The sequence below is a fragment of the Chryseobacterium sp. HNCC26DJ239 genome, from assembly GCF_057180445.1.
Genome location: NZ_JBXUGJ010000001.1, coordinates 121,131 through 140,690, shown reverse-complemented (window position 1 = coordinate 140,690; position 19,560 = coordinate 121,131). Strand labels below are relative to the sequence as shown.

The following is a 19,560-nucleotide window of genomic DNA, read 5'->3' as shown; positions in this document are numbered from 1 at the left end:
ATCTTATCTTTGTACCTCATAAAAATTAATTTAGAATGTATCAACACTTGGTTAGGAAAGAAGTAATGGCTAATTTAGAAAAGGAAGTCGGTTCTTTTCTCGATAAATTTTTAACGCCAATCGAAAAGATTTGGCAACCTTCAGACTTTCTTCCAGACCCATCAAGTGCAGATTTTAAATATGATTTAGAAGAAATTCAAACTTTCGCTCGTGAAATGCCTTATGATCTTTTCGTAACACTTATTGGTGACTGTATTACAGAAGAAGCTTTGCCTTCATACGAATCTTGGTTAATGGGTGTTGATGGTGTAGATCAAGAAAAAAAGGAAATCGGTTGGGCAAACTGGGTAAGAGCTTGGACTGCCGAAGAAAACAGACACGGTGATCTTTTGAACAAGTACCTTTACCTTTGCGGAAGAGTAAATATGAGGGAAGTAGAAATTACTACTCAATATTTAATTAATGACGGTTTCGATTTAGGAACAAGTATGGATCCTTACAGAAACTTCGTATATACAAGTTTCCAAGAAACGGCAACTAACATTTCGCACAGAAGAGTAGGAACTCTTGCAAAGCAATCTGGAAACGGAAAATTAGCAAAAATGTGTGGTGTAATTGCTGCCGACGAGGCAAGACACGCAAAAGCCTACAAACATTTCGTAGCAAAAATTTTAGAAATTGATCCTTCAGAAATGATTTTAGCATTCGAAGATATGATGCGTAAAAAAATCGTTATGCCTGCTCACATGATGAGACAATCGGGTCAAATGGCAGGAGAACTTTGGGGACATTTCTCAGATGCAGCACAAAGATGTATGGTGTATACAGGGCAAGATTACATTAATATTTTGAAAGACCTTCTTGATGAATGGAAAATTGAGCACGTAAAAGGGCTTAATGAAAAAGCAGAAAAAGCACAAGAATATTTGATGAAATTACCATCAAGACTTCAAAAAATTACAGACAGAATCTCAACGCCAGATTTACAGTTTCAGTTTAATTGGGTTAAAAGTTAGTTAGTATTTAACACTATTTTATAAATAAGAGTGCAGCAGCAATGTCGCACTCTTTTATTTTTATTAGTATCTTTGCGCTGTTAAACTCAGACAATAATGATGAACAATAAAAAAATTGCAGTAGACTTCGACGGAACTGTTGTTGACGACGCATATCCTGCAGTTGGAAAAGCTAAAATTTTTGCATTTGAGACTCTAAAAAAGTTACAATCTGAAGGATATAGACTTATTTTGTGGACGTATCGACATGGGCAGGCTCTTGAAGACGCCATTGAATTTTGCAGAAAAAATGGAATTGAATTTTACGCAGTAAATTCAAGCTTTGAAGGAGAAGTTTTTGACTCTGAAACGCAATCTAGAAAAATAGATGCAGATTGGTTTATAGACGACAGAAATATTGGCGGTTTTCCTGGGTGGGGAGAAATTTACAATATTATTACACAAAGAATAGAATTCCGTGTGGAGGGTGGCGAAGTTTTAGCCTATTCAAAATTGAAAAAAGAAAAGAAAAAAGGATTGTTTTGGTAAACAATCCAATGTAACAATTTACTAATATAACGATCTACCAATCAGCCATTGTTACACTGATACACTGCTAGATTGTTACATTTTTAGAATAATGATTCATTTAAAAAATATAGACGAGCTTCGTCTAATGAAAGAAAGTGCAAGATTGGTTTCTAAAACTTTAGGAATGATTGCTAAAGAAATAAAACCAGGGATTACTACACTTTATTTAGATAAGCTTGCTCACGATTTTATCAAAGATCACGGTGCTGAACCAGCATTTTTAGGATACGGAGGTTTTCCGTATTCACTTTGTATTTCTCCAAACGAACAGGTGGTTCATGGTTTTCCAACGAAAGAAGAAATTAAAGAAGGCGATGTACTTTCTGTAGATTGTGGCGCTATCTTGAATGGTTTTGTAGGAGATCACGCCTATACTTTTGAAATTGGAGAAGTAGCTCCCGAAACCAAAAAATTACTAAAAGTTGCCAAAGAATCTTTATACAAAGGGATTGAACAATGTATTAGAGGAAAAAGAATTGGCGATATTTCTTTTGCGATCCAAAATCACTGTGAAAAAGAAGGATACGGTGTGGTAAAAGAATTGGTAGGACATGGTTTGGGAAGACAAATGCACGAAGATCCTCAAGTTCCTAACTATGGTAGGCAGGGAAGTGGTAAAGTAATTAAAGATGGTTTAACAATCGCAATCGAACCCATGGTTAACCTTGGAACTGAAAAAGTAAAGTTCCATAATGATGGTTGGACGGTAACAACGTTGGACAACAAACCTTCGGCTCATTTCGAGCACGATGTTGCTGTAATCAATGGTAAACCAGTATTGCTTTCAACATTCGATTATATTTACGAAGCTTTGGGAATTGTAAGTGATGAAGAAAAAGCTTTTCAATTGGATTTTTAAATGAATTAGACAATAGTTGTTTTGAAGTGGCGAAGCCGCGAAATGTTGGTAGAATCGTAATTAATATTTTTAAAAGAGGTGCGAAGCACCGACATATTGGTTTTTATGTCCGAATCAAACGCAACTTATACGCAAATCCATATTCAACTCATTTTTGCAGTTAAATTTAGGGATGCCCTAATTCAGACAAACTGGAAAGAAGAACTTTACAAATATGTTACAGGAATTATCCAAAACAATAATCATAAATTGATTTGTATTAATGGAATGCCCGACCACATTCATATTCTTATAGGACTAAGACCCAATCAATCAATTTCCAGTTTAGTAAACGAAATAAAGTCTAATTCGTCAAAATTCATTAACGAAAAAAGATTTCTACCATTTAGATTTGAATGGCAAAAAGGATACGGAGCGTTTTCATACGGTAAATCTCAACTGTCGGATGTTATAAATTATATTAATAATCAAGAAAAGCATCATCATAAAAAATCATTTAGAGAAGAATATTTAGATTTTTTGAATAAATTTGAAGTTAATTATAACGAAGATTATATTTTTAATGATTTAATTTAAACCTACATTTCGGTGCTTCGCACCTCCTTTGTTCAAAGCAATAATATTATTACTACCAATATATCGCTGCTTCGCAGCTTCTTATAAAATAAAAATTGAAAAAGATTACCAAACTTTTACTAAACAAAATTCCTCGTCCTGCACTTATTAAAATGAGTATTTGGGCGAGACCACTTATCTATCAGTTTTTTAAAGGCGATAATTTTTACGATCCTATAGATGGAAAATCGTACAGAAAATTTTTGCCTTACGGATACGGAAAACAACGTGAAAATGCACTTTCTCCCGGAACTTTAAGCCTTGAAAGACATAGACAAATGTGGCTGTATCTTCAAAATGAGACAGATTTTTTTACAAAAAATTATAAAGTTCTGCATATTGCTCCAGAGCAAGAATTTTTGAGGAAGTTCAAAACAATGAGAAATCTAGATTACATTTCGGCAGATCTTTTTTCGCCAATTGTAGATGTAAAAGCCAATATTCTGGATCTTCCTTTTGCGGATGAAAGTTTTGATGTGGTATTTTGCAACCACGTTTTAGAACATATTCAGGATGATGCTAAAGCGATGAGTGAGCTCTATAGAATTCTAAAACCAGGAGGTTGGGGAATTTTGCAAGTTCCGATGAAAAATTCTTTAGAGAAAACGTATGAAGATTTTTCAATTACCGATCCAAAAGAAAGACAGAAACATTTCGGGCAATACGATCACGTTCGTTGGTACGGAATGGATTATTTCGATCGTTTAAGGAAAGCAGGTTTTGAAGTTGATGCCAATTTTTATTCGCAGAAGTTTTCGGATGCGGAAATCAAAAAATATGGGTTAAGACATAATGAAATTCTTCCTTTAGTATATAAAAAATAAAGTGCCTTTTTTGAGGCACTTTTTTATTTACATTGGTTGAAATTAGTCTTTTATAAAAAATTCAGGTTTATGATTTTCAATCATCATAATATATTGTCCTTTTTGAAAATGACTGATATCAACTCTCATTGATGTGTCGGAAGTCAATGTTTCATAAACAAGTTTACCAGAAATTTCAAATATATTTAATTTTAAATTTCTTTCAATATTTTCTATCGTTAAAAAATCTTTCGCAGGATTCGGATAAAATTTGAGATTTTTCTTAAGAATATTATTTTTCGTTCCTAAATAAATGTAATAATTATTGTAATAAATTTGGTTTCCAGTTGTGGGATTTGTTATGATAAGTGTTTTAGAACTTCCATTATTTATAATCTGATAATTATAAATACTTCCTCCTGTCGAATCAAGATAAAAATTACAATTGCTTCCATCAAAAGCTTGAGCTGTCGCAACATTTGTACCATTATAAACTGCTAATGTACAGCTTCCTCCTAACTTTGTAAAACTATCAGTCAACGTATTAAACGTTAAACTAACTGCTGCCATATTGAAATATTTTGAATTAAAATTGTACACACCTCCAGCATTTTGAAAAAAAGATTCTCCAATTGGCAATTGCATTACTGGTGCAGTGATTGTCTGATTATTAATAACAACCTGCGAAATATACCAATTGTTACTAAAAAGGTCAGGGTTTTGAGCAAAAATAAAGTTGCTCATCAAAGTTAATAGGAGTAAAGTTTTTTTCATATTTTTCTTTAAAATTACAAAAAACTATTCTTCCATAAGTGATAAAAATTAAATTCTTTGCATTTATTAAATTAATGAGAAACCGCTTTTAAACCAACAACAGAACCGATTAAAGTAACGATAAAGAAAATTCGCCAAAAACTTACAGGGTCTTTGAAAAAGAAAATTCCCATTAAAACCGTTCCGACGGCGCCAATTCCGGTCCAAACTGCGTACGCGGTTCCGATGGGTAAAGTTTGGGTAGCTTTTATCAGAAGAAGCATGCTGATTGTGAGTGAAATTAAAAACCCTGCAAACCAAAGATACATCGTGGTTCCGCTTGTTTCTTTTACTTTTCCGAGGCAAGAGGCGAAAGCAACTTCAAATAAGCCCGCAATTACTAAAATAATCCAGTTCATTGTTTAGATTTAAAAAATCAAAAATACAGAAAACTAAGTTCCGTCAAAAATTGCAGATGGATTTGTTTTACTACCTTTGCAAAACTTTAAATATTAAATTGTAAATAAAATACATGCACAAAGCAGGATTTGTAAATATCGTTGGAAAGCCTAATGCAGGAAAATCTACACTTCTTAACGCATTGATGGGAGAGAAGTTGGCGATTGTAACGCAGAAAGCCCAAACAACACGTCATAGAATTTTTGGAATTTATAATGAGGAAGACCTTCAGATTGTCTTTTCGGATACGCCTGGAGTTTTGGACCCAAAATACGGCTTGCAAGAAAAAATGATGGATTTTGTGAAAGATTCTTTGCAAGATGCAGATGTTTTTCTTTTCATTGTAGATGTTACCGATAAAGCAGAGCCATCAGAATTTTTGATTGATAAACTGAATAAAATTCCGGTTCCGGTACTTTTACTTTTAAATAAGGTAGACCAAACCAACCAAGAAGGACTAGAAAAAATGGTTGCAGAATGGCACGAGAGAATTCCTAAAGCAGAAATTCTTCCAATTTCAGCGCTGAATGCTTTCAATACTGATATTATTTTGCCGAAATTAAAGTCGATGTTGCCGGAAAACCCGCCATATTATGATAAAGATATGTACACCGATAAGCCGGAACGTTTCTTCGTAAATGAAGCCATTAGAGAAAAAATTCTTTTGAACTACGACAAAGAAATTCCGTATTCGGTGGAAGTGGTAACAGAAATGTTCAAAGAAAAAGAAGGAATTATCTTCATCGATTCTATTATTTATGTGGAAAGAGACACCCAAAAAGGAATCATTATTGGTCATAAAGGTGAGGCAATCAAGAAAGTGGGAACAGAAGCAAGACTAGATTTAGAGAAATTCTTCGCTAAAAAAATTCACCTTAATCTTTTCGTAAAAGTGAAAAAAGATTGGAGGAAAAACGACCGAGATTTGAAAAATTTTGGATATAGATAAACGAAAACTCAATAATAATCGTTGTGGTAAAAGATTTGCATTCGTATTAATCTAAATTTTTACTCAATGAATTATCAAAACGTAAAAACTAATCCATTAATTTTTGACATCGTAATTTTCATCGTAAGATTGTTTGTAGGTTTTGCTATGCTTTCTCACGGTTTTCCAAAGCTTCAAACCCTTATTGAAGGTGGAAATATTGAGTTTTTCGATTTCTTGGGATTAGGATCAAAAGTAACGTTAATCTTAACTGTTTTTGCAGAGTTTGTTTGTTCAATATTCCTTATTCTAGGATTGTTTACAAGAGTTGCAGCAGGTTTTTTAATTTTCACCATGGCAATTGCGGCTTTTGTAGTTCTTGGAACCGAAGGTTTTGATAAAAAAGAGATGAGTTTGCTCTATCTTTCTATTTATAGCATCATTATAACGTTGGGAGCAGGCAAAATTTCCGTTGATTATATGATTGAAAAACGAAGAAGAGCTTCTGAATGGTAAAAAGTATTTTACATGAATAAAAAAAATCCCGAAACAGCTTTGTTTCGGGATTTTTTATTTTGATGACAATTTGAAGTTTTAATTTAAAATCTCAAATTAATTATGCTAATTTCTGAGAGTCTGCAATAAACTGAGCCAATCCGCTGTCTGTTAAAGGATGTTTAAGCAAGCTCAAGATTGGAGGAAGTGGCGACGTAATTACATCTGCACCAATTTTAGCACAGTCAATAATATGCATTGAATGACGAATTGAAGCTGCAAGAATTTCAGTTTCATACATATAGTTATCAAAAATCAATCTGATTTCTTGAATCAAATTCAAACCATCTGTCGTAATATCGTCTAATCTTCCCAAGAACGGAGAAACGTAAGTTGCACCCGCTTTTGCTGCTAAAAGTGCTTGTCCAGGAGAGAAAATTAAAGTACAGTTGGTTTTAATTCCTTTATCAGAAAAATATTTCAAAGCTTTGATACCGTCTTTAATCATCGGGATTTTCACTACAATGTTTGGATGAATTGCTGCCAATTCTTCTCCTTCTTTAATCATTTCTTCGTAGGTTGTAGAAAGTACTTCTGCAGAAATATCTCCATCTACGATTTCACAAATCGCTTTGTAATGGTTTTTGATTGCTTCAGCACCCTGAATTCCTTCTTTTGCCATTAAAGATGGGTTGGTTGTAACGCCATCCAAAATTCCTAGGTCTTTTGCTTCTTTTATCTGCTCCAAATTAGCAGTGTCGATAAAAAATTTCATTTCGTATAATTAGAATTAATACTTACAAAGATAAACAATCCTTTACAAAGAATTTTTCTTGTGGCGCATGAATTCTCAGTTTTAGTTATCTTTGTTTTTAAACAAATTTGAAAACACATTGTTTTTACTAAAATTAAAGTAATGAATATCATTTTAGCTTCTACGTCCGTACTTTTTGGCGGCGAATTTTTGGATTATCTAAGAGACGAATTAATCGATTTATACAAAGGGATCGACGAAATTATTTTCGTTCCCTTCGCAAGACCCAACGGAATGTCTCACGACGAATACACAGATATTGCAAGATCTTTTTTTGATACTATAAATATTAGAGTGAAAGGTTTGCATGAGTTTGAAAACAAAATAGAAGCTTTACAAACCGCAAAAGGATATTTTACAGGCGGTGGAAATACTTTTTTGCTCGTTAAAACGTTGCATGAAGAGAATTTGATGTCTGTTTTAAAACAAAATGTAGAAAATGGAAAACCTTATCTTGGTTGCAGCGCAGGAAGCAATATTGCTGGTTTAAATATGAAAACCACGAATGATATGCCAATTGTTTATCCTCCAAGTTTTGATTGTATGGGATTGGTTCCTTTCAATATTAATGCGCATTATTTAGATCCTCATCCAGAACTGAAACACAATGGAGAAACCAGAGAAACTCGAATTTTAGAGTTTTTATCTCAAAACGACACCAAAGTTGTTGGTCTTCGCGAAGGAAATTGGGTAAGAAGAATGGGCAATAAAATTACCGTTCAAGGAAGTGAATTGACGAGGGTTTTCGAGAAAGGAAAAGAACCTTATGAAATTGAAGCAGGAACTGAGCTGTAATCAAATTTTAAAGGAATTAAAGAATTTGTTTCTGAATACATTTAAATAATTATAAAAGTTTCATTTCCAGAAATTTATTTATGAAAAAATATATTTTGCTGTCGGTTTTTTCTACTCAAATATTTTTTGCGCAGAATATTACACAAAAATTAGATGATGCCACAAAAAGTCTGATGAATTCTTCGTTGGCAATTTCTTCGAATCTTTCTTTTTACGTAGCAGATGAATCAGGAAATTTAATTTACGAATACAACGGAAATAAAGGGCTTTCTACCGCTTCTACGCAGAAAATTTTTACGGCAGCCGCAGCTTTAGAAACGTTAGGAAAAAATTATACTTACAAAACTAATTCTTCTTATTCAGGGACAATTTCTTCAGGAAATTTGAACGGAAACCTTTTCATCACGTCCAATGGCGACCCAACATTAGGAAGTTGGAGATATGAAGGATATAAACCTGAGAATTTCAAGCAAAAGTTTATGGAAGCCATCAAAAAAGCTGGAATTAAGAAAATTTCTGGAGATTTGATTATTGATGATTCTTATTTCGACCATCAAACCATTCCTGGAGGTTGGCCATGGGACGATTTAGGAAATTATTACGGAGCTGGAGTTTGGGGTGTGAATTGGCGAGAAAACCAATTTGACATGAATATGAATGGAAACACAATTAAAAGCTTTTCCTATCCTTTAGTTGGCGTAAAATGGTTGAACGATGTGAAAGTTGGCGGAAGTTCAGACCAAAGTTTGGTATTTACAGCACCACATTCTGATGTAGCTTTAATCAATGGAACTTTACCTGCAAAATCGCTTACAGTTTCTGGTTCTGTGCCGAATCCGCCTTTACAATTGGGTTCAGAAGTTGCACAATGGTTGAAAGAATCTGGAATTGAATTTTCAGGAAATGTGATGACCAATGCACAATTGGAAATTCAAGGAAAAAAAGCTTTAGAAACGCCTAAAAATAATATTTTCTTCACGTACGAATCTCCTAGTTTAGATAAAATTGTGTACTGGTTTTTAAGAAAATCGGTGAATTTGTACGGTGAAAATTTTATTAAAACCTTAGGAAAAGAGAAGAAAAACGACCCTTCATTTAAAGCCGGAGTTTCTTATCTAACAGATTTCTGGAAGTCGAAAGGGATTAATGTAAACATGATTAATTTTGCTGATGGAAGCGGACTTTCACCTCAAAATTATGTCTCTGCAAAAGCAGAAGTTCAGGCTTTGTTGTATGCAAAAAAACAAGCTTGGTTTGCGGCATATTACGAAGGTTTTCCTACGCAAGATAATGGTCTTAAAATGAAAAGCGGAACGATGAGAGATACCAAATCTTTTGCAGGGTTTCACACTTCAAAAGACGGAAAAAATTATGTTTTTTCAATCATCATCAATAATTATCAAGGAAGTGGAAGTGCAGAACTTCAAAAAATACTGAATGTTTTAAAATAATTACATTAGCTTCATGAAAAGCCGTCCGTTTTTATCAAGAATGAATAACTGGGTTGTATTTGTTTTAATTACAATAGTGGTTCTTACTTTCGTTATTGCGACTACAATTCTTATTAATTTTCTTCGAAAGGAGGAAATTAAAAGGGTTGATATTTTAGTAAGTGCCATGAAATTTCAGCAGGAATATAGCGACCCTAATTTAGAGGTTCAAGAATTGCTTCTGCAGATTTATAGCTCAAATAATACCATTCCGTTAATTCTTTTAGATAAGAATGATAACATTATGGGGCATAAAAATCTACCAAAAGAAGTAGAAAATGATGATAGAGAAATACTGACTTTAGCGAAAGAGATGGCGAAACATTATCCTCCTATTGAAATTAAAATTCCGAAGGGAGATAATCAGTTTGTGTATTATGATAATTCGGTTTTGTTAAATAATATTCAATATTTTCCATACATTTTAGGTTTCTTCATTCTTAGTTATTTTCTGTTTTCTTTTTGGTTTTTAAGAACGATGAAAAAGACTGATGAAGGTTATCTTTGGGCAGGTTTGGCAAAAGAAACCGCACATCAAATCGGAACGCCGCTATCTTCAATGATTGGTTGGATGGAAATTATGAAACTTGAAACGCCCGATTCTGAAGGCGTTCTTGAAATCGAAAAAGATATTGAAAGATTAAGAACAATTTCAGAAAGATTTTCAAAAATTGGTTCTGTTCCGGAACTTAATGACATGAATCTGAACCAAACGATTGTTGAAAATTATGACTATCTAAAAACCAGAATTTCCAGAAAAATTGATTTTTCGCTGCATTTACCAATGTATGATGTTTTGATTCCTCATAATAAAATTCTAATCAGTTGGGTAATTGAAAACTTAGTAAAAAACGCTGTTGATGCGATGAAAGGCGAAGGAAATTTACAAATTTGGATGTTAGAAAGAAATAAAAATATCTTGATAGAAGTAAAAGACAACGGCAGCGGAATTACCAATCAACAAGCGAGAAATGCCTTTAAACCTGGGTATTCTACAAAAAAACGTGGTTGGGGTTTAGGGTTAAGTCTTGCGAAAAGAGTAGTGCAGGAATATCATAATGGAGACATCAAAATTGCACAAACAGAAGTAGGAAAAGGAACTACTTTTAGAATTTCTATTAGAAAAGGATAATTTCTTAGAAGAGAAGTAAATCAGAAATATTTAAGCAAAAAAAATCACTATTTTTGAAGCATGATTAAAGCAACCAATATCCGTAAATCTTACGGAAGTTTAGAGGTTTTGAAAGGAGTTGACCTTCATATTAAAGTAGGTGAAGTGGTATCTATTGTGGGAGAATCTGGTGCAGGAAAATCTACACTTCTGCAAATTTTGGGTACGCTTGATAGTCCTTCAAACCCAAAAGAAAACAACACAGAGATTGCCATTGCCGGCGAATCTTTTATCAATATGAACGACAAACAGATTTCTAAATTCAGAAATCAAAATATTGGCTTTGTCTTTCAGTTTCATCAACTTTTACCTGAATTTACGGCGTTAGAAAACGTTCTTTTGCCTACAAAAATTGCAGGTTCAAATGAAAAAGAAGCGATTGAAAAAGCCGAATCTATTTTTAGAGATTTGAAAATTGAACATCGTTTAGACCATAAACCTTCGCAACTTTCTGGTGGTGAAGCACAGCGTGTTGCGGTTGCAAGAGCACTAATCAATTCGCCAAAAATTATTTTTGCGGATGAGCCTACAGGAAATTTAGATTCAAAAAATGCGGATGACCTTCACCGTTTGTTTTTTGATTTGAGAGACAAATACAACCAAACTTTTGTTATTGTAACGCACAACCCTAATCTTGCCGAAATTACCGACAGAAAACTGGTAATGGTAGATGGTTTAATTGTAGAATAAATGTCGTGAAAAAACTTCTTCTTTTGTTGATTCTGTTTTTGATGAGCTGTGAAGGTCGTTCACAGAACATATCTGTGCAGATTCCGAAAGAAAAAGTTTCTGAACTAAAAACATTTTTGAAAGACAAAAAGTACAACCAAGACATTGCGGTTTTTATTAATTTTAAAATAAAATCAGGCAAATACAGGTATTTTGTGTACGACCTTAAAAATGATAAAATTTTACAATCGGCAATTGTTTCTCATGGTTCAGGTTCTGGTGGTGACGGACAATTGAAGTTCAGCAATACGGAAAATTCTTACCAATCTTCTTTAGGAAAATACGAAATTAAAGAATCTTACAAAGGTCAGTTTGGGAAATCGTATCGTTTAGACGGGCTAGATTCTACAAATTCTAATGCTAGAAAACGTGCAATTGTGTTGCATTCTTTGGGATGTGTTTCGGATAAAGAATCTGAAACGCCGGCTTGTTTAAGTTTGGGTTGCCCAATGCTTTCTCAAAAGGCTTTTCAAGAGACTGCAAAATATCTCGACAGTTCTTCGAAAACGGTTATTTTGTACGCATTTTATTAATCAAAAACTGTAGAAGATGTCTATTAAATTTTTAGCAGAAGACGACAGACCTAGAGAAAAATTTTTATTAAAAGGTAAAAATTCGTTGTCGGATTCTGAACTTCTAGCCATCATTATGGGAAGCGGAAGCAGAGACGAAACTGCTGTAGAATTAGCCAGAAGAATTCTTGCTTCGGTTGAAAATAATTGGCATCAATTGAGTTTGCTTACCGTGAAAGATTTAATGAAATTTAAAGGAGTAGGCGAAGTAAAAGCCATTTCTATTGCGACAGCTTTGGAAATTGGGAGAAGAAGAGCTTCACAAGAAATTCCTGAAAAACCACAAATTGGAAGCAGTAAAGATGCGTATAAAGTTCTAAAAATTCATTTATCAGATTTAAGAACAGAAGAATTTTGGGTGTTATTTTTAAATCAAAATAATAGAGTGTTGCATATTTCGCAACTTACGCAAGGCGGAATCAATCAATCGTTGGTAGATTTGCGCGTACTGTTCAAAATTGCGATGGACCATTTTGCTACCGGAATTATCGTTTCGCACAACCATCCTTCAGGAAATTTAAAGCCAAGCCAAGAAGATATTGGCATCACAAAAAAAATAAAAGAAGCGGGAGAATTGTTGAATATTCAGCTTTTAGACCATTTAATTATCACTCAAAATTCGTATTTGAGTTTTGCAGACGAAGGTTTGATATGATTAAAACAGTAAAGTATCACGAAATTGATTTTGAAAAATATACGCAATGCATCAATCATTCTGCGCAGAAAAATTGGTATGCACAGAAAGAAATTCTTGACCATCTTTCAGGAAATTGGCAGCTTTTAGTTTGGAATGATTACGAAGCGGTAATGCCTGTACATTTAAAGAAAAAATTTGGATTCAATTTTGTTCACATGCCTTTGTTTTGTCAGCAATTAGGGGTTTTTTCTAAAGAAGATAATTCAGAATTAAACGAAAAATTTTTACAGTATTTAAGGGGGAAATTCCTCGTATTTCTTTATAATTTTAATGATAAAAATAGATTTAAAACAATTTTAGAAAGCCGAAAAAACTATAAAGTTCCAATTACAGAATATGCTTTTCTGAGAAGAAAAAAATATTTTAAAGGCAGGAAATCTACCGTAAAAATGGCGCAATATTTAGAGTTTTCTGAACTGAAATTGAGTGCAGAAATCTTACATTTTATCAAAAATAATTACAAAGGTCTTTCTGAAAGCGATTACGCAAAATTGGAAGATTATATTACTTTTTTGAACGAGAAAAAAGCGGTGAATTTTTTTGGCGCTTATAAAGAAACCCAAATAATAAATCTTGCTGTTGTGATTGAAGAAAAAAATGAACTTCATCTTTTGGCTTTAATTAATGATGAGAAAATGATTTCTGAAAACGGAGCATCGTTTCTTATTGATAAAATTTTAGAACAAAATATAGAGCAGAAAATTTTCAATTTTATGGGAGGAAATATCCGTGGAATTGAAGTTTTTTTCAAAAGTTTTGGAGCAGAATTGGCAGAATATCCTTTTCTTCAGAATAAATTTTTAACTAAATTGGTATAACGTAACTTTTTAAACCCATGAAATTCTGTGCTTTCCTCCGTGGCGTAAATGTAAAAGGAACCAACATGAAAATGGCCGATGTTTGCAAGGTTTTTGAAAATGCTGGAATGAAAAATGTGATTTCTGTTTTGGCTTCTGGAAATATAATTTTTTCGTCTGAAAAAAATGTTGAAGAATTAAAACCATTACTCGAAAAAGTGATGTCTGAACATTTTGATTATGAAGCTTTTCTTTTTGTTAAATCGCAAGTTGAAGTAACGGAATGCCTTGGAAATAATCCTTTTCAGAAAGATGAAAGTTTGCATATTTACGCTTTTGTCTGCAACTCAGATTTTGAAAATACTTTAATGAAAGAATTTCAAAATTCTTTAAAAACAGAAAATGAAGAAGCAAAAATGGTAAACGGTTATTTTTATTGGCAAGTTCCCAAAGGAAATACTTTAGATTCTACTTTTGGAAAAATTTTGGGTAAAAAAAGCATGAAAGACCAATTTACCAGCAGAAATTTAAATACTTTTGAGAAAGTCATCAAAAAAATGACTTAAAAATTCTGTATTTTTACTGAACTTTTTAATTATATCAAAAAAATGATTCAGTACTTAGAAAACATACATCACAAAGATTCAAAAAACTTTTTCCTAATTGCCGGTCCTTGTATTATTGAAGGCGAAGACATGGCTTTAAGAATTGCCGAAAAAGTAGTAGAATTAACCAACAAATACGAAATTCCGTACATTTTTAAAGGAAGTTTCAAAAAAGCCAATAGAAGTAGAGTAGATTCTTTTACGACGATTGGTGAAGAAAAATCTTTAGAAATTCTGAAAAAAGTAGGAGAGACTTTCAATATTCCAACGACCACAGATATTCACGAAAACGAACATGCAGCTTTGGCTGCTCAATATGTAGACGTGTTGCAAATTCCTGCATTTTTGGTTCGCCAAACCGACCTTTTGGTTGCCGCTGCAAAAACTGGAAAATGTGTTTCATTGAAAAAAGGTCAGTTTTTATCTCCTGAATCAATGAAATTTGCGGTTCAAAAAGTGACAGATTCTAACAATCCTAAAGTGGCGATTATTGAAAGAGGAAATTCTTTTGGATATACAGATTTAATCGTAGATTACAGAGGAATTCCTACCATGAGAAACTATGCTCCCGTTATTTTGGATGTTACACATTCTTTACAACAGCCTAACCAAAGTTCTGGTGTTACTGGAGGTAGACCAGATTTAATTGAAACCGTTGCAAAAGCAGGAATTGCTGTAGGTGCAGACGGAATTTTCATCGAAACGCATCCAACTCCTGAAACAGCTTTGTCAGACGGAGCAAATATGTTGAGACTAGATTTATTAGAAGACCTTCTTCAGAAATTGACAAGAGTAAGAGAAGCGATTTTGTAGAAGTTTTTGATACTTGTAAAGCTTTTTAAATTGAAAATAATTGGTCTTACATTTTTCTTGATAACCAACTTTTATATGTCGCAAATGAAAAGTTTTGCGACAACACAAGATTCGTTAATTTACAATGAATTTAAATTTGAATATAAAAAAACCAAGTATCAAAAATTTACAAATAAAATAATTGTAAATAAAAATTGTTATAGCTTTGAAAATCAAGTTGTTTGTAGTAATGGAACTAATGAAATAAATCTTTTAATTTCTTCCGGAATATTAAATCCTAAACTTTTCACTCAATATCACATTGATAAGTTTTTTAATGATAATCCAAAGATTAATAAAAGTGAATTTATTTCTAAATTTAAAAATGAACTAAAGACCTTCGAAAAAGATTCTATTGGGATTAGTAATTTAAGACACCTCGATTTTTTTAAATTAAATTATACCACAAAAAGGTTTTCGTTTTGGTATCATGATGGTGTTTTTGCTAGTCCTTTACTTTATCTTATTGAATTACAAAATAAAAACGCAACCAAAAATATGAGTTTATTGAATTTTATTAAAGGAGCAGAGCTTACCTTTATTATAGAAGAATGGTTTGAGTAATTTATCCGTAATCTTAATGTTTTAGCTAAATATTTTTATCTTTTAATTGTATGTTAAAAAAACTATCGTTTCTCATTTTCTTTTCAATATTTTCTTTTAGTTTTTCGCAGAAAACAGATTCTTTGCAAATAGAATTTCCGGCAAAATACAAATTGAAACTTGCCGATTCTAAGCAAAATATGCAGATGAAAATGCTAGAATACATTCCTGAACATGAAAATTGGGAAAATTACAGCATTATCGTGACTAAATTAATCATGAAAAATGCAGTAAATGTACCTTTAGAAACGGTGTATGAAGGTCATAAAAAAATGACTTTAGACAAAGCAAAAGGAGTTACCATCAACGAAATTTCAAGAAATAAACCCGGTGAAAGAGAATATGTTTTGTTTACAGTAGAAACTGAAGAGTTTTCAGATTCGGAAACGACAGAGTCTCAAGTGTATTATTTTGTGAAAGGTGATAAAGATATTATTATGGCGATTTCGGCGATAAAAGCTAAAAAATTACCTCAGGAATTTATAGACGAATGGTCAAATATTTTTCTTAAAAGCAGAATTATCAAATAAAAATTAATAAATTCACTCCCCGAAATCTTAAAACTTTTCTATTGAAAAAACTAGTTTTACCACTCGGTCTTATGCTTCCTGTGCTTGTGTTTTCGCAAGTTAAGAAGAAAGACACTGCGAAAGTTACCCATTATATTGAAGAAGTTGTTTTCCAAAAGAAAGACAGAGGCTCCAAAGACCTTACTGGAGTAAGAATTTCGGCTAAAGATGCTAAAAATGTAGCCAGTATTTCTGGTGGAATTGAAGGTTTGATTAAAACGCTACCTTCGGTAAATTCAAACACGGAGCTTTCTTCACAATACATGGTTCGTGGTGGTAATTACGACGAAAACCTTATTTACATTAATGATATTGAGATTTACAGACCTTTTTTAATTAGAAATTCTCAACAAGAAGGGTTAAGTATCATCAATCCAGATATGGTTTCTACCGTCAATTTTTCTGCCGGTGGTTTTGAACCAAGATATGGAGATAAAATGTCTTCCGCTTTAAATATTTATTACCGTGAACCCGAAAAATTTGAAGTTTCTGGGGAAGGAAGTTTAATTGGAGGAAGATTAACGACAGGTTTAGCTTCAAAAAATAAAAAACTTACGGCTTTATTTTCATGTCGTTACAGAAATACGAATCTCGTTCTTAACACACTGAATGAAGATACAGATTTCAACCCGAAATACTATGATTTTCAATCGTATATAAATTATCATTTTAACGAAAAGTTATCGTTGTCATTTATTGGTTTTTACTCTAAAAATGATTACGAAATGGTTCCAAAAGAACGAGAAGTAAATTTCGGAACGGTAAGTCAGCCCATTAATTTGAATGTTTATTATAACGGAAAAGAAGAAGATGCTTATAAAAATATGATGGGCACAGTTTCTTTAAATTATAAAGCATCAGACAAATGGAGGTTTACGCTCGATAATTTTGCCTATCAAAATCGTGAAAGAGAGTATTATACAGTAGCTTCAAGCTACGTTTTGCAAACCTATGATCCAATAACTGGAGCTCCGGTTACTTCTTTTGATGTTGGCGGACAAATTGAAAATGCCCGAAATGATTTACATGTAAAAACATACGGAACTCAGTTCAGAACACGTTTTTCTCCGAATGTAAATACCGACATTGAGCTAGGTTTCAAATTTGAAAAAGAAAATTTACAAGACCTTACCAATGAGTGGAAATTGGTAGATTCTAGTGGTTACAGCATTCCGAAATTACCTTTTGATCCAAGAGTTTTAGACGCTTCAGATTTAGATTTGTTCTACAGTATTTCTGGGAAAAACCACATTCAACCAACGAGACTTTCTGCTTACGGACAGTATTCTCAGAAGTTTTATTGGGGAGCAAGCAAAGTTTTTGTGAATGCAGGAGCGAGAGTCGCACATTGGAGTTTCAATAACGAAACCATTTTTTCGCCAAGAGCACAGTTTGCTATCAAACCAGATTGGAATACCGATATGTTGTTTACTTTGTCGGGAGGAGTGTATTATCAAGCGCCTTACTATAAAGAGATTAAAGATTTGAGCGGTAATTTTAATTCGGATATTAAATCTCAAAGGTCGATTCAAGCAATTTTAAAAAATGATTATGAATTTACTTTTGATGATAGACCGTTTAAATTAACAACCGAACTTTATTATAAAAAAATGGATAATCTAATTCCGTATTATATGGATAATGTGAGAATTAGATATTCAGGAAAAAACAATGCAACAGGTTATGCGTACGGAATTGATACAAGACTTTTTGGGGAATTTGTTCCGGGTATAGATTCTTGGTTGTCTGCGAGTTACGCAAGAGTGTATGAAAATATTGATGGAAGGGGTTATATTCCAAGACCAACAGACCAAAGATTTAGATTTGCGATGTTTTATCAGGATTATATGCCGAAATTCCCTTCGATGCGCGTAAATCTTACGCTAACTTATGCGATGGGACTTCCAAATGGAGCGCCGGTTTTCACCGACCCGTATCAATATCAAAAAACATTGCCTTCCTATAAAAGAGTAGATTTGGGACTTTCTAAAGTGTTTATCGACAGAAAAGACAACAAGAAAACCTACGGTTTTTGGGGTAATTTTGATGAATTGACTTTAGGTGTTCAGGTTTTTAACGCATTTAATATTAATAATACTGTTGCCAATCAGTGGGTTACAGATTCTAATACGAGTTTAATGTATCCTGTTCCTGTGCGACTTACTGGAAGATTTTTTAATGTAAAACTTGAATTTAAAATTAAGTAAGAATTAAAATTAGTTAGGCTATTTTTTTAATAATAAATTTGTAAAACTGCGGAAAAAATTTCTGCAGTTTTTATTTGCAGAATTTTATAACAACTATACAAAATTCTATAACAACTATATTGAAGATATTTTTAACTTTGCTAAAATGAAAAAGATTTTTGCAATATTGTTTTCGGTTTTCTACTTCGCATTTTCTAGCGGAGCGGTTTTCGGTGTGCATTATTGCATGGATGAACTTGCTTCTATAAGTCAAAAATTGGAAGATGTGTGCAGCAAATGTGGTATGAAAACCAAAAAAGATTGCTGTAAAACAGAATTCAAATTAGTAAAAGTTGATGAGTCTCAGAAATCAGATTTTTTGAAAATTGATTTGTTACAACACATTTCTGAACTTTCTTCATATGTCTTTTTCTTTGTAGATAAGTCTTATTCTGCAACAAAATTTACTCAAATTCAAATTAATGCGCCGCCAGAAAATAGGCCGGTTCCGATTTTCATTAGTTTTTGTAATTTTAGAATATAGAATGTGTTTTTCATTTAATGTCAATTCATTAGATGAATAAAAGTATTTTGCCATTGGCGAAACTATTAAACAATTCTATTATAAAAATTAAAATTTACAACAATGAAAAAATTTATCATTACAACAGCATTATCTTTATTTTCAATAATTTCTATTTCAGCACAATCAAAAAAAGATACACAAGTTTCAAAGCTTTACCAAAATTATATCGCTATAAAATCGGCATTGGCTTCAGATGATGCAGAAAAAACATCTACAGCAGCTTCAGAATTTATTAAAACAGCTTCAACTATCGATTACAAACAGGTTTCGGAAGGTAATCTGAATATCTTAAGAAAAGATGCAACTGCCATTTCTGAGGCAAAAAATATTAGCGCTCAAAGAGAAACTTTTTTCAATCTTTCTGATAATATGATTGCTTTAACAAAAGAGTTTAAAGTGTCTGAAAAACCTGTGTATGTGCAGTATTGTCCGATGGCAGACGGAAGCTGGTTAAGCGACGAATCTAAAATTCTAAATCCTTACTACGGCAAATCTATGTTGTCTTGCGGAACAGTAAAGTCGGAAATTAAATAGTGATCCTATTTTATTAATAAATTGAAAGTTGTATGTCTTGATTTAAAATTTACTTCAAGATG

The 19,560-nt window shown here is 32.7% G+C and carries 24 protein-coding genes; 21 read left to right on the top strand and 3 right to left on the bottom strand.

Going from position 1 to position 19,560, the window contains the following annotated elements:
* Positions 1–35 precede the first annotated feature (35 nt).
* The 5 genes from AC2A1D_RS00730 to AC2A1D_RS00710 all read left to right on the top strand — a co-directional run bounded on the left by AC2A1D_RS00730 (position 36) and on the right by AC2A1D_RS00710 (position 3,884).
* A complete protein-coding gene (locus AC2A1D_RS00730) occupies positions 36–1,016 on the top strand; it encodes an acyl-ACP desaturase (protein WP_484041753.1) in 981 nt (326 codons plus the stop codon).
* Positions 1,017–1,112: 96 nt separating this feature from the next.
* Positions 1,113–1,544 (top strand): BT0820 family HAD-type phosphatase, encoded by a 432-nt coding sequence (locus AC2A1D_RS00725; RefSeq protein WP_484041752.1) that lies wholly within the window; start codon positions 1,113–1,115, stop codon positions 1,542–1,544.
* Positions 1,545–1,635: 91 nt separating this feature from the next.
* Complete coding sequence (map, locus tag AC2A1D_RS00720) at positions 1,636–2,445, top strand: type I methionyl aminopeptidase (protein WP_484041751.1); 810 nt, start codon at positions 1,636–1,638, stop codon at positions 2,443–2,445.
* 105 nt (positions 2,446–2,550) lie between these two features.
* The gene (gene tnpA, locus AC2A1D_RS00715) at positions 2,551–3,021 is read left to right on the top strand and encodes an IS200/IS605 family transposase (protein ID WP_484041750.1); all 471 of its coding nucleotides are present in this window, start codon (positions 2,551–2,553) and stop codon (positions 3,019–3,021) included.
* Between the two features lie 95 nt (positions 3,022–3,116).
* Positions 3,117–3,884, top strand: coding sequence for a class I SAM-dependent methyltransferase (locus AC2A1D_RS00710; RefSeq protein WP_484041749.1), 768 nt, complete (start codon positions 3,117–3,119; stop codon positions 3,882–3,884).
* A gap of 42 nt (positions 3,885–3,926) precedes the next feature.
* Here the strand turns inward: AC2A1D_RS00710 and AC2A1D_RS00705 are convergent, their stop codons facing one another.
* Both AC2A1D_RS00705 and AC2A1D_RS00700 read right to left on the bottom strand, forming a co-directional pair.
* Positions 3,927–4,637 carry a T9SS type A sorting domain-containing protein gene (locus tag AC2A1D_RS00705; protein WP_484041748.1) on the bottom strand — a complete coding sequence of 237 codons (711 nt, stop codon included), beginning with the start codon at positions 4,635–4,637 and terminating at the stop codon, positions 3,927–3,929.
* A gap of 71 nt (positions 4,638–4,708) precedes the next feature.
* Positions 4,709–5,035 (bottom strand): DMT family transporter, encoded by a 327-nt coding sequence (locus AC2A1D_RS00700; RefSeq protein ID WP_484041747.1) that lies wholly within the window; start codon positions 5,033–5,035, stop codon positions 4,709–4,711.
* A gap of 113 nt (positions 5,036–5,148) precedes the next feature.
* On the opposite strand from AC2A1D_RS00700, the gene era reads away from it, so the two are divergent.
* Both era and AC2A1D_RS00690 read left to right on the top strand, forming a co-directional pair.
* On the top strand, positions 5,149–6,024 hold the full coding sequence (era, locus tag AC2A1D_RS00695; RefSeq protein WP_484041746.1) for a GTPase Era: 876 nt from the start codon (positions 5,149–5,151) through the stop codon (positions 6,022–6,024).
* Positions 6,025–6,090: 66 nt separating this feature from the next.
* Positions 6,091–6,519: a DoxX family protein gene (locus tag AC2A1D_RS00690; protein ID WP_484041745.1), complete on the top strand. Its 429-nt coding sequence runs from the start codon at positions 6,091–6,093 to the stop codon at positions 6,517–6,519.
* Between the two features lie 100 nt (positions 6,520–6,619).
* Here the strand turns inward: AC2A1D_RS00690 and fsa are convergent, their stop codons facing one another.
* Positions 6,620–7,273, bottom strand: coding sequence for a fructose-6-phosphate aldolase (gene fsa / locus AC2A1D_RS00685; RefSeq protein WP_233109850.1), 654 nt, complete (start codon positions 7,271–7,273; stop codon positions 6,620–6,622).
* Positions 7,274–7,414: 141 nt separating this feature from the next.
* On the opposite strand from fsa, the gene pepE reads away from it, so the two are divergent.
* The 14 genes from pepE to AC2A1D_RS00615 all read left to right on the top strand — a co-directional run bounded on the left by pepE (position 7,415) and on the right by AC2A1D_RS00615 (position 19,498).
* Entirely contained in the window at positions 7,415–8,107 is a 693-nt protein-coding gene (gene pepE / locus AC2A1D_RS00680; RefSeq protein ID WP_484041744.1) for a dipeptidase PepE, read from the top strand.
* A gap of 80 nt (positions 8,108–8,187) precedes the next feature.
* Complete coding sequence (dacB, locus tag AC2A1D_RS00675; RefSeq protein ID WP_484041743.1) at positions 8,188–9,558, top strand: D-alanyl-D-alanine carboxypeptidase/D-alanyl-D-alanine endopeptidase; 1,371 nt, start codon at positions 8,188–8,190, stop codon at positions 9,556–9,558.
* Between the two features lie 13 nt (positions 9,559–9,571).
* Positions 9,572–10,729 (top strand): sensor histidine kinase, encoded by a 1,158-nt coding sequence (locus AC2A1D_RS00670; RefSeq protein WP_484041742.1) that lies wholly within the window; start codon positions 9,572–9,574, stop codon positions 10,727–10,729.
* Between the two features lie 60 nt (positions 10,730–10,789).
* Complete coding sequence (locus AC2A1D_RS00665; RefSeq protein WP_484041741.1) at positions 10,790–11,458, top strand: ABC transporter ATP-binding protein; 669 nt, start codon at positions 10,790–10,792, stop codon at positions 11,456–11,458.
* 5 nt (positions 11,459–11,463) lie between these two features.
* On the top strand, positions 11,464–12,030 hold the full coding sequence (locus AC2A1D_RS00660) for a murein L,D-transpeptidase catalytic domain-containing protein (RefSeq protein ID WP_484041740.1): 567 nt from the start codon (positions 11,464–11,466) through the stop codon (positions 12,028–12,030).
* 16 nt (positions 12,031–12,046) lie between these two features.
* Entirely contained in the window at positions 12,047–12,724 is a 678-nt protein-coding gene (gene radC, locus AC2A1D_RS00655; RefSeq protein ID WP_484041739.1) for a RadC family protein, read from the top strand.
* On the top strand, positions 12,721–13,584 hold the full coding sequence (locus tag AC2A1D_RS00650; RefSeq protein ID WP_484041738.1) for a hypothetical protein: 864 nt from the start codon (positions 12,721–12,723) through the stop codon (positions 13,582–13,584). Before radC ends, AC2A1D_RS00650 begins: the two co-directional genes overlap by 4 nt.
* 17 nt (positions 13,585–13,601) lie before the next feature.
* A complete protein-coding gene (locus AC2A1D_RS00645) occupies positions 13,602–14,129 on the top strand; it encodes a DUF1697 domain-containing protein (RefSeq protein ID WP_484041737.1) in 528 nt (175 codons plus the stop codon).
* 42 nt (positions 14,130–14,171) lie between these two features.
* Entirely contained in the window at positions 14,172–14,981 is an 810-nt protein-coding gene (gene kdsA / locus AC2A1D_RS00640) for a 3-deoxy-8-phosphooctulonate synthase (protein ID WP_484041736.1), read from the top strand.
* A gap of 84 nt (positions 14,982–15,065) precedes the next feature.
* Complete coding sequence (locus AC2A1D_RS00635) at positions 15,066–15,584, top strand: hypothetical protein (protein ID WP_484041735.1); 519 nt, start codon at positions 15,066–15,068, stop codon at positions 15,582–15,584.
* Positions 15,585–15,634: 50 nt separating this feature from the next.
* Positions 15,635–16,153: a hypothetical protein gene (locus AC2A1D_RS00630; RefSeq protein WP_484041734.1), complete on the top strand. Its 519-nt coding sequence runs from the start codon at positions 15,635–15,637 to the stop codon at positions 16,151–16,153.
* Positions 16,154–16,194: 41 nt separating this feature from the next.
* Complete coding sequence (locus AC2A1D_RS00625) at positions 16,195–18,399, top strand: TonB-dependent receptor plug domain-containing protein (RefSeq protein WP_484041733.1); 2,205 nt, start codon at positions 16,195–16,197, stop codon at positions 18,397–18,399.
* Between the two features lie 145 nt (positions 18,400–18,544).
* A complete protein-coding gene (locus AC2A1D_RS00620) occupies positions 18,545–18,922 on the top strand; it encodes an HYC_CC_PP family protein (protein ID WP_484041732.1) in 378 nt (125 codons plus the stop codon).
* A 102-nt stretch (positions 18,923–19,024) separates the two neighbouring features.
* Complete coding sequence (locus AC2A1D_RS00615) at positions 19,025–19,498, top strand: DUF3347 domain-containing protein (RefSeq protein WP_484041731.1); 474 nt, start codon at positions 19,025–19,027, stop codon at positions 19,496–19,498.
* The last annotated feature ends 62 nt before the right edge of the window (positions 19,499–19,560 follow it).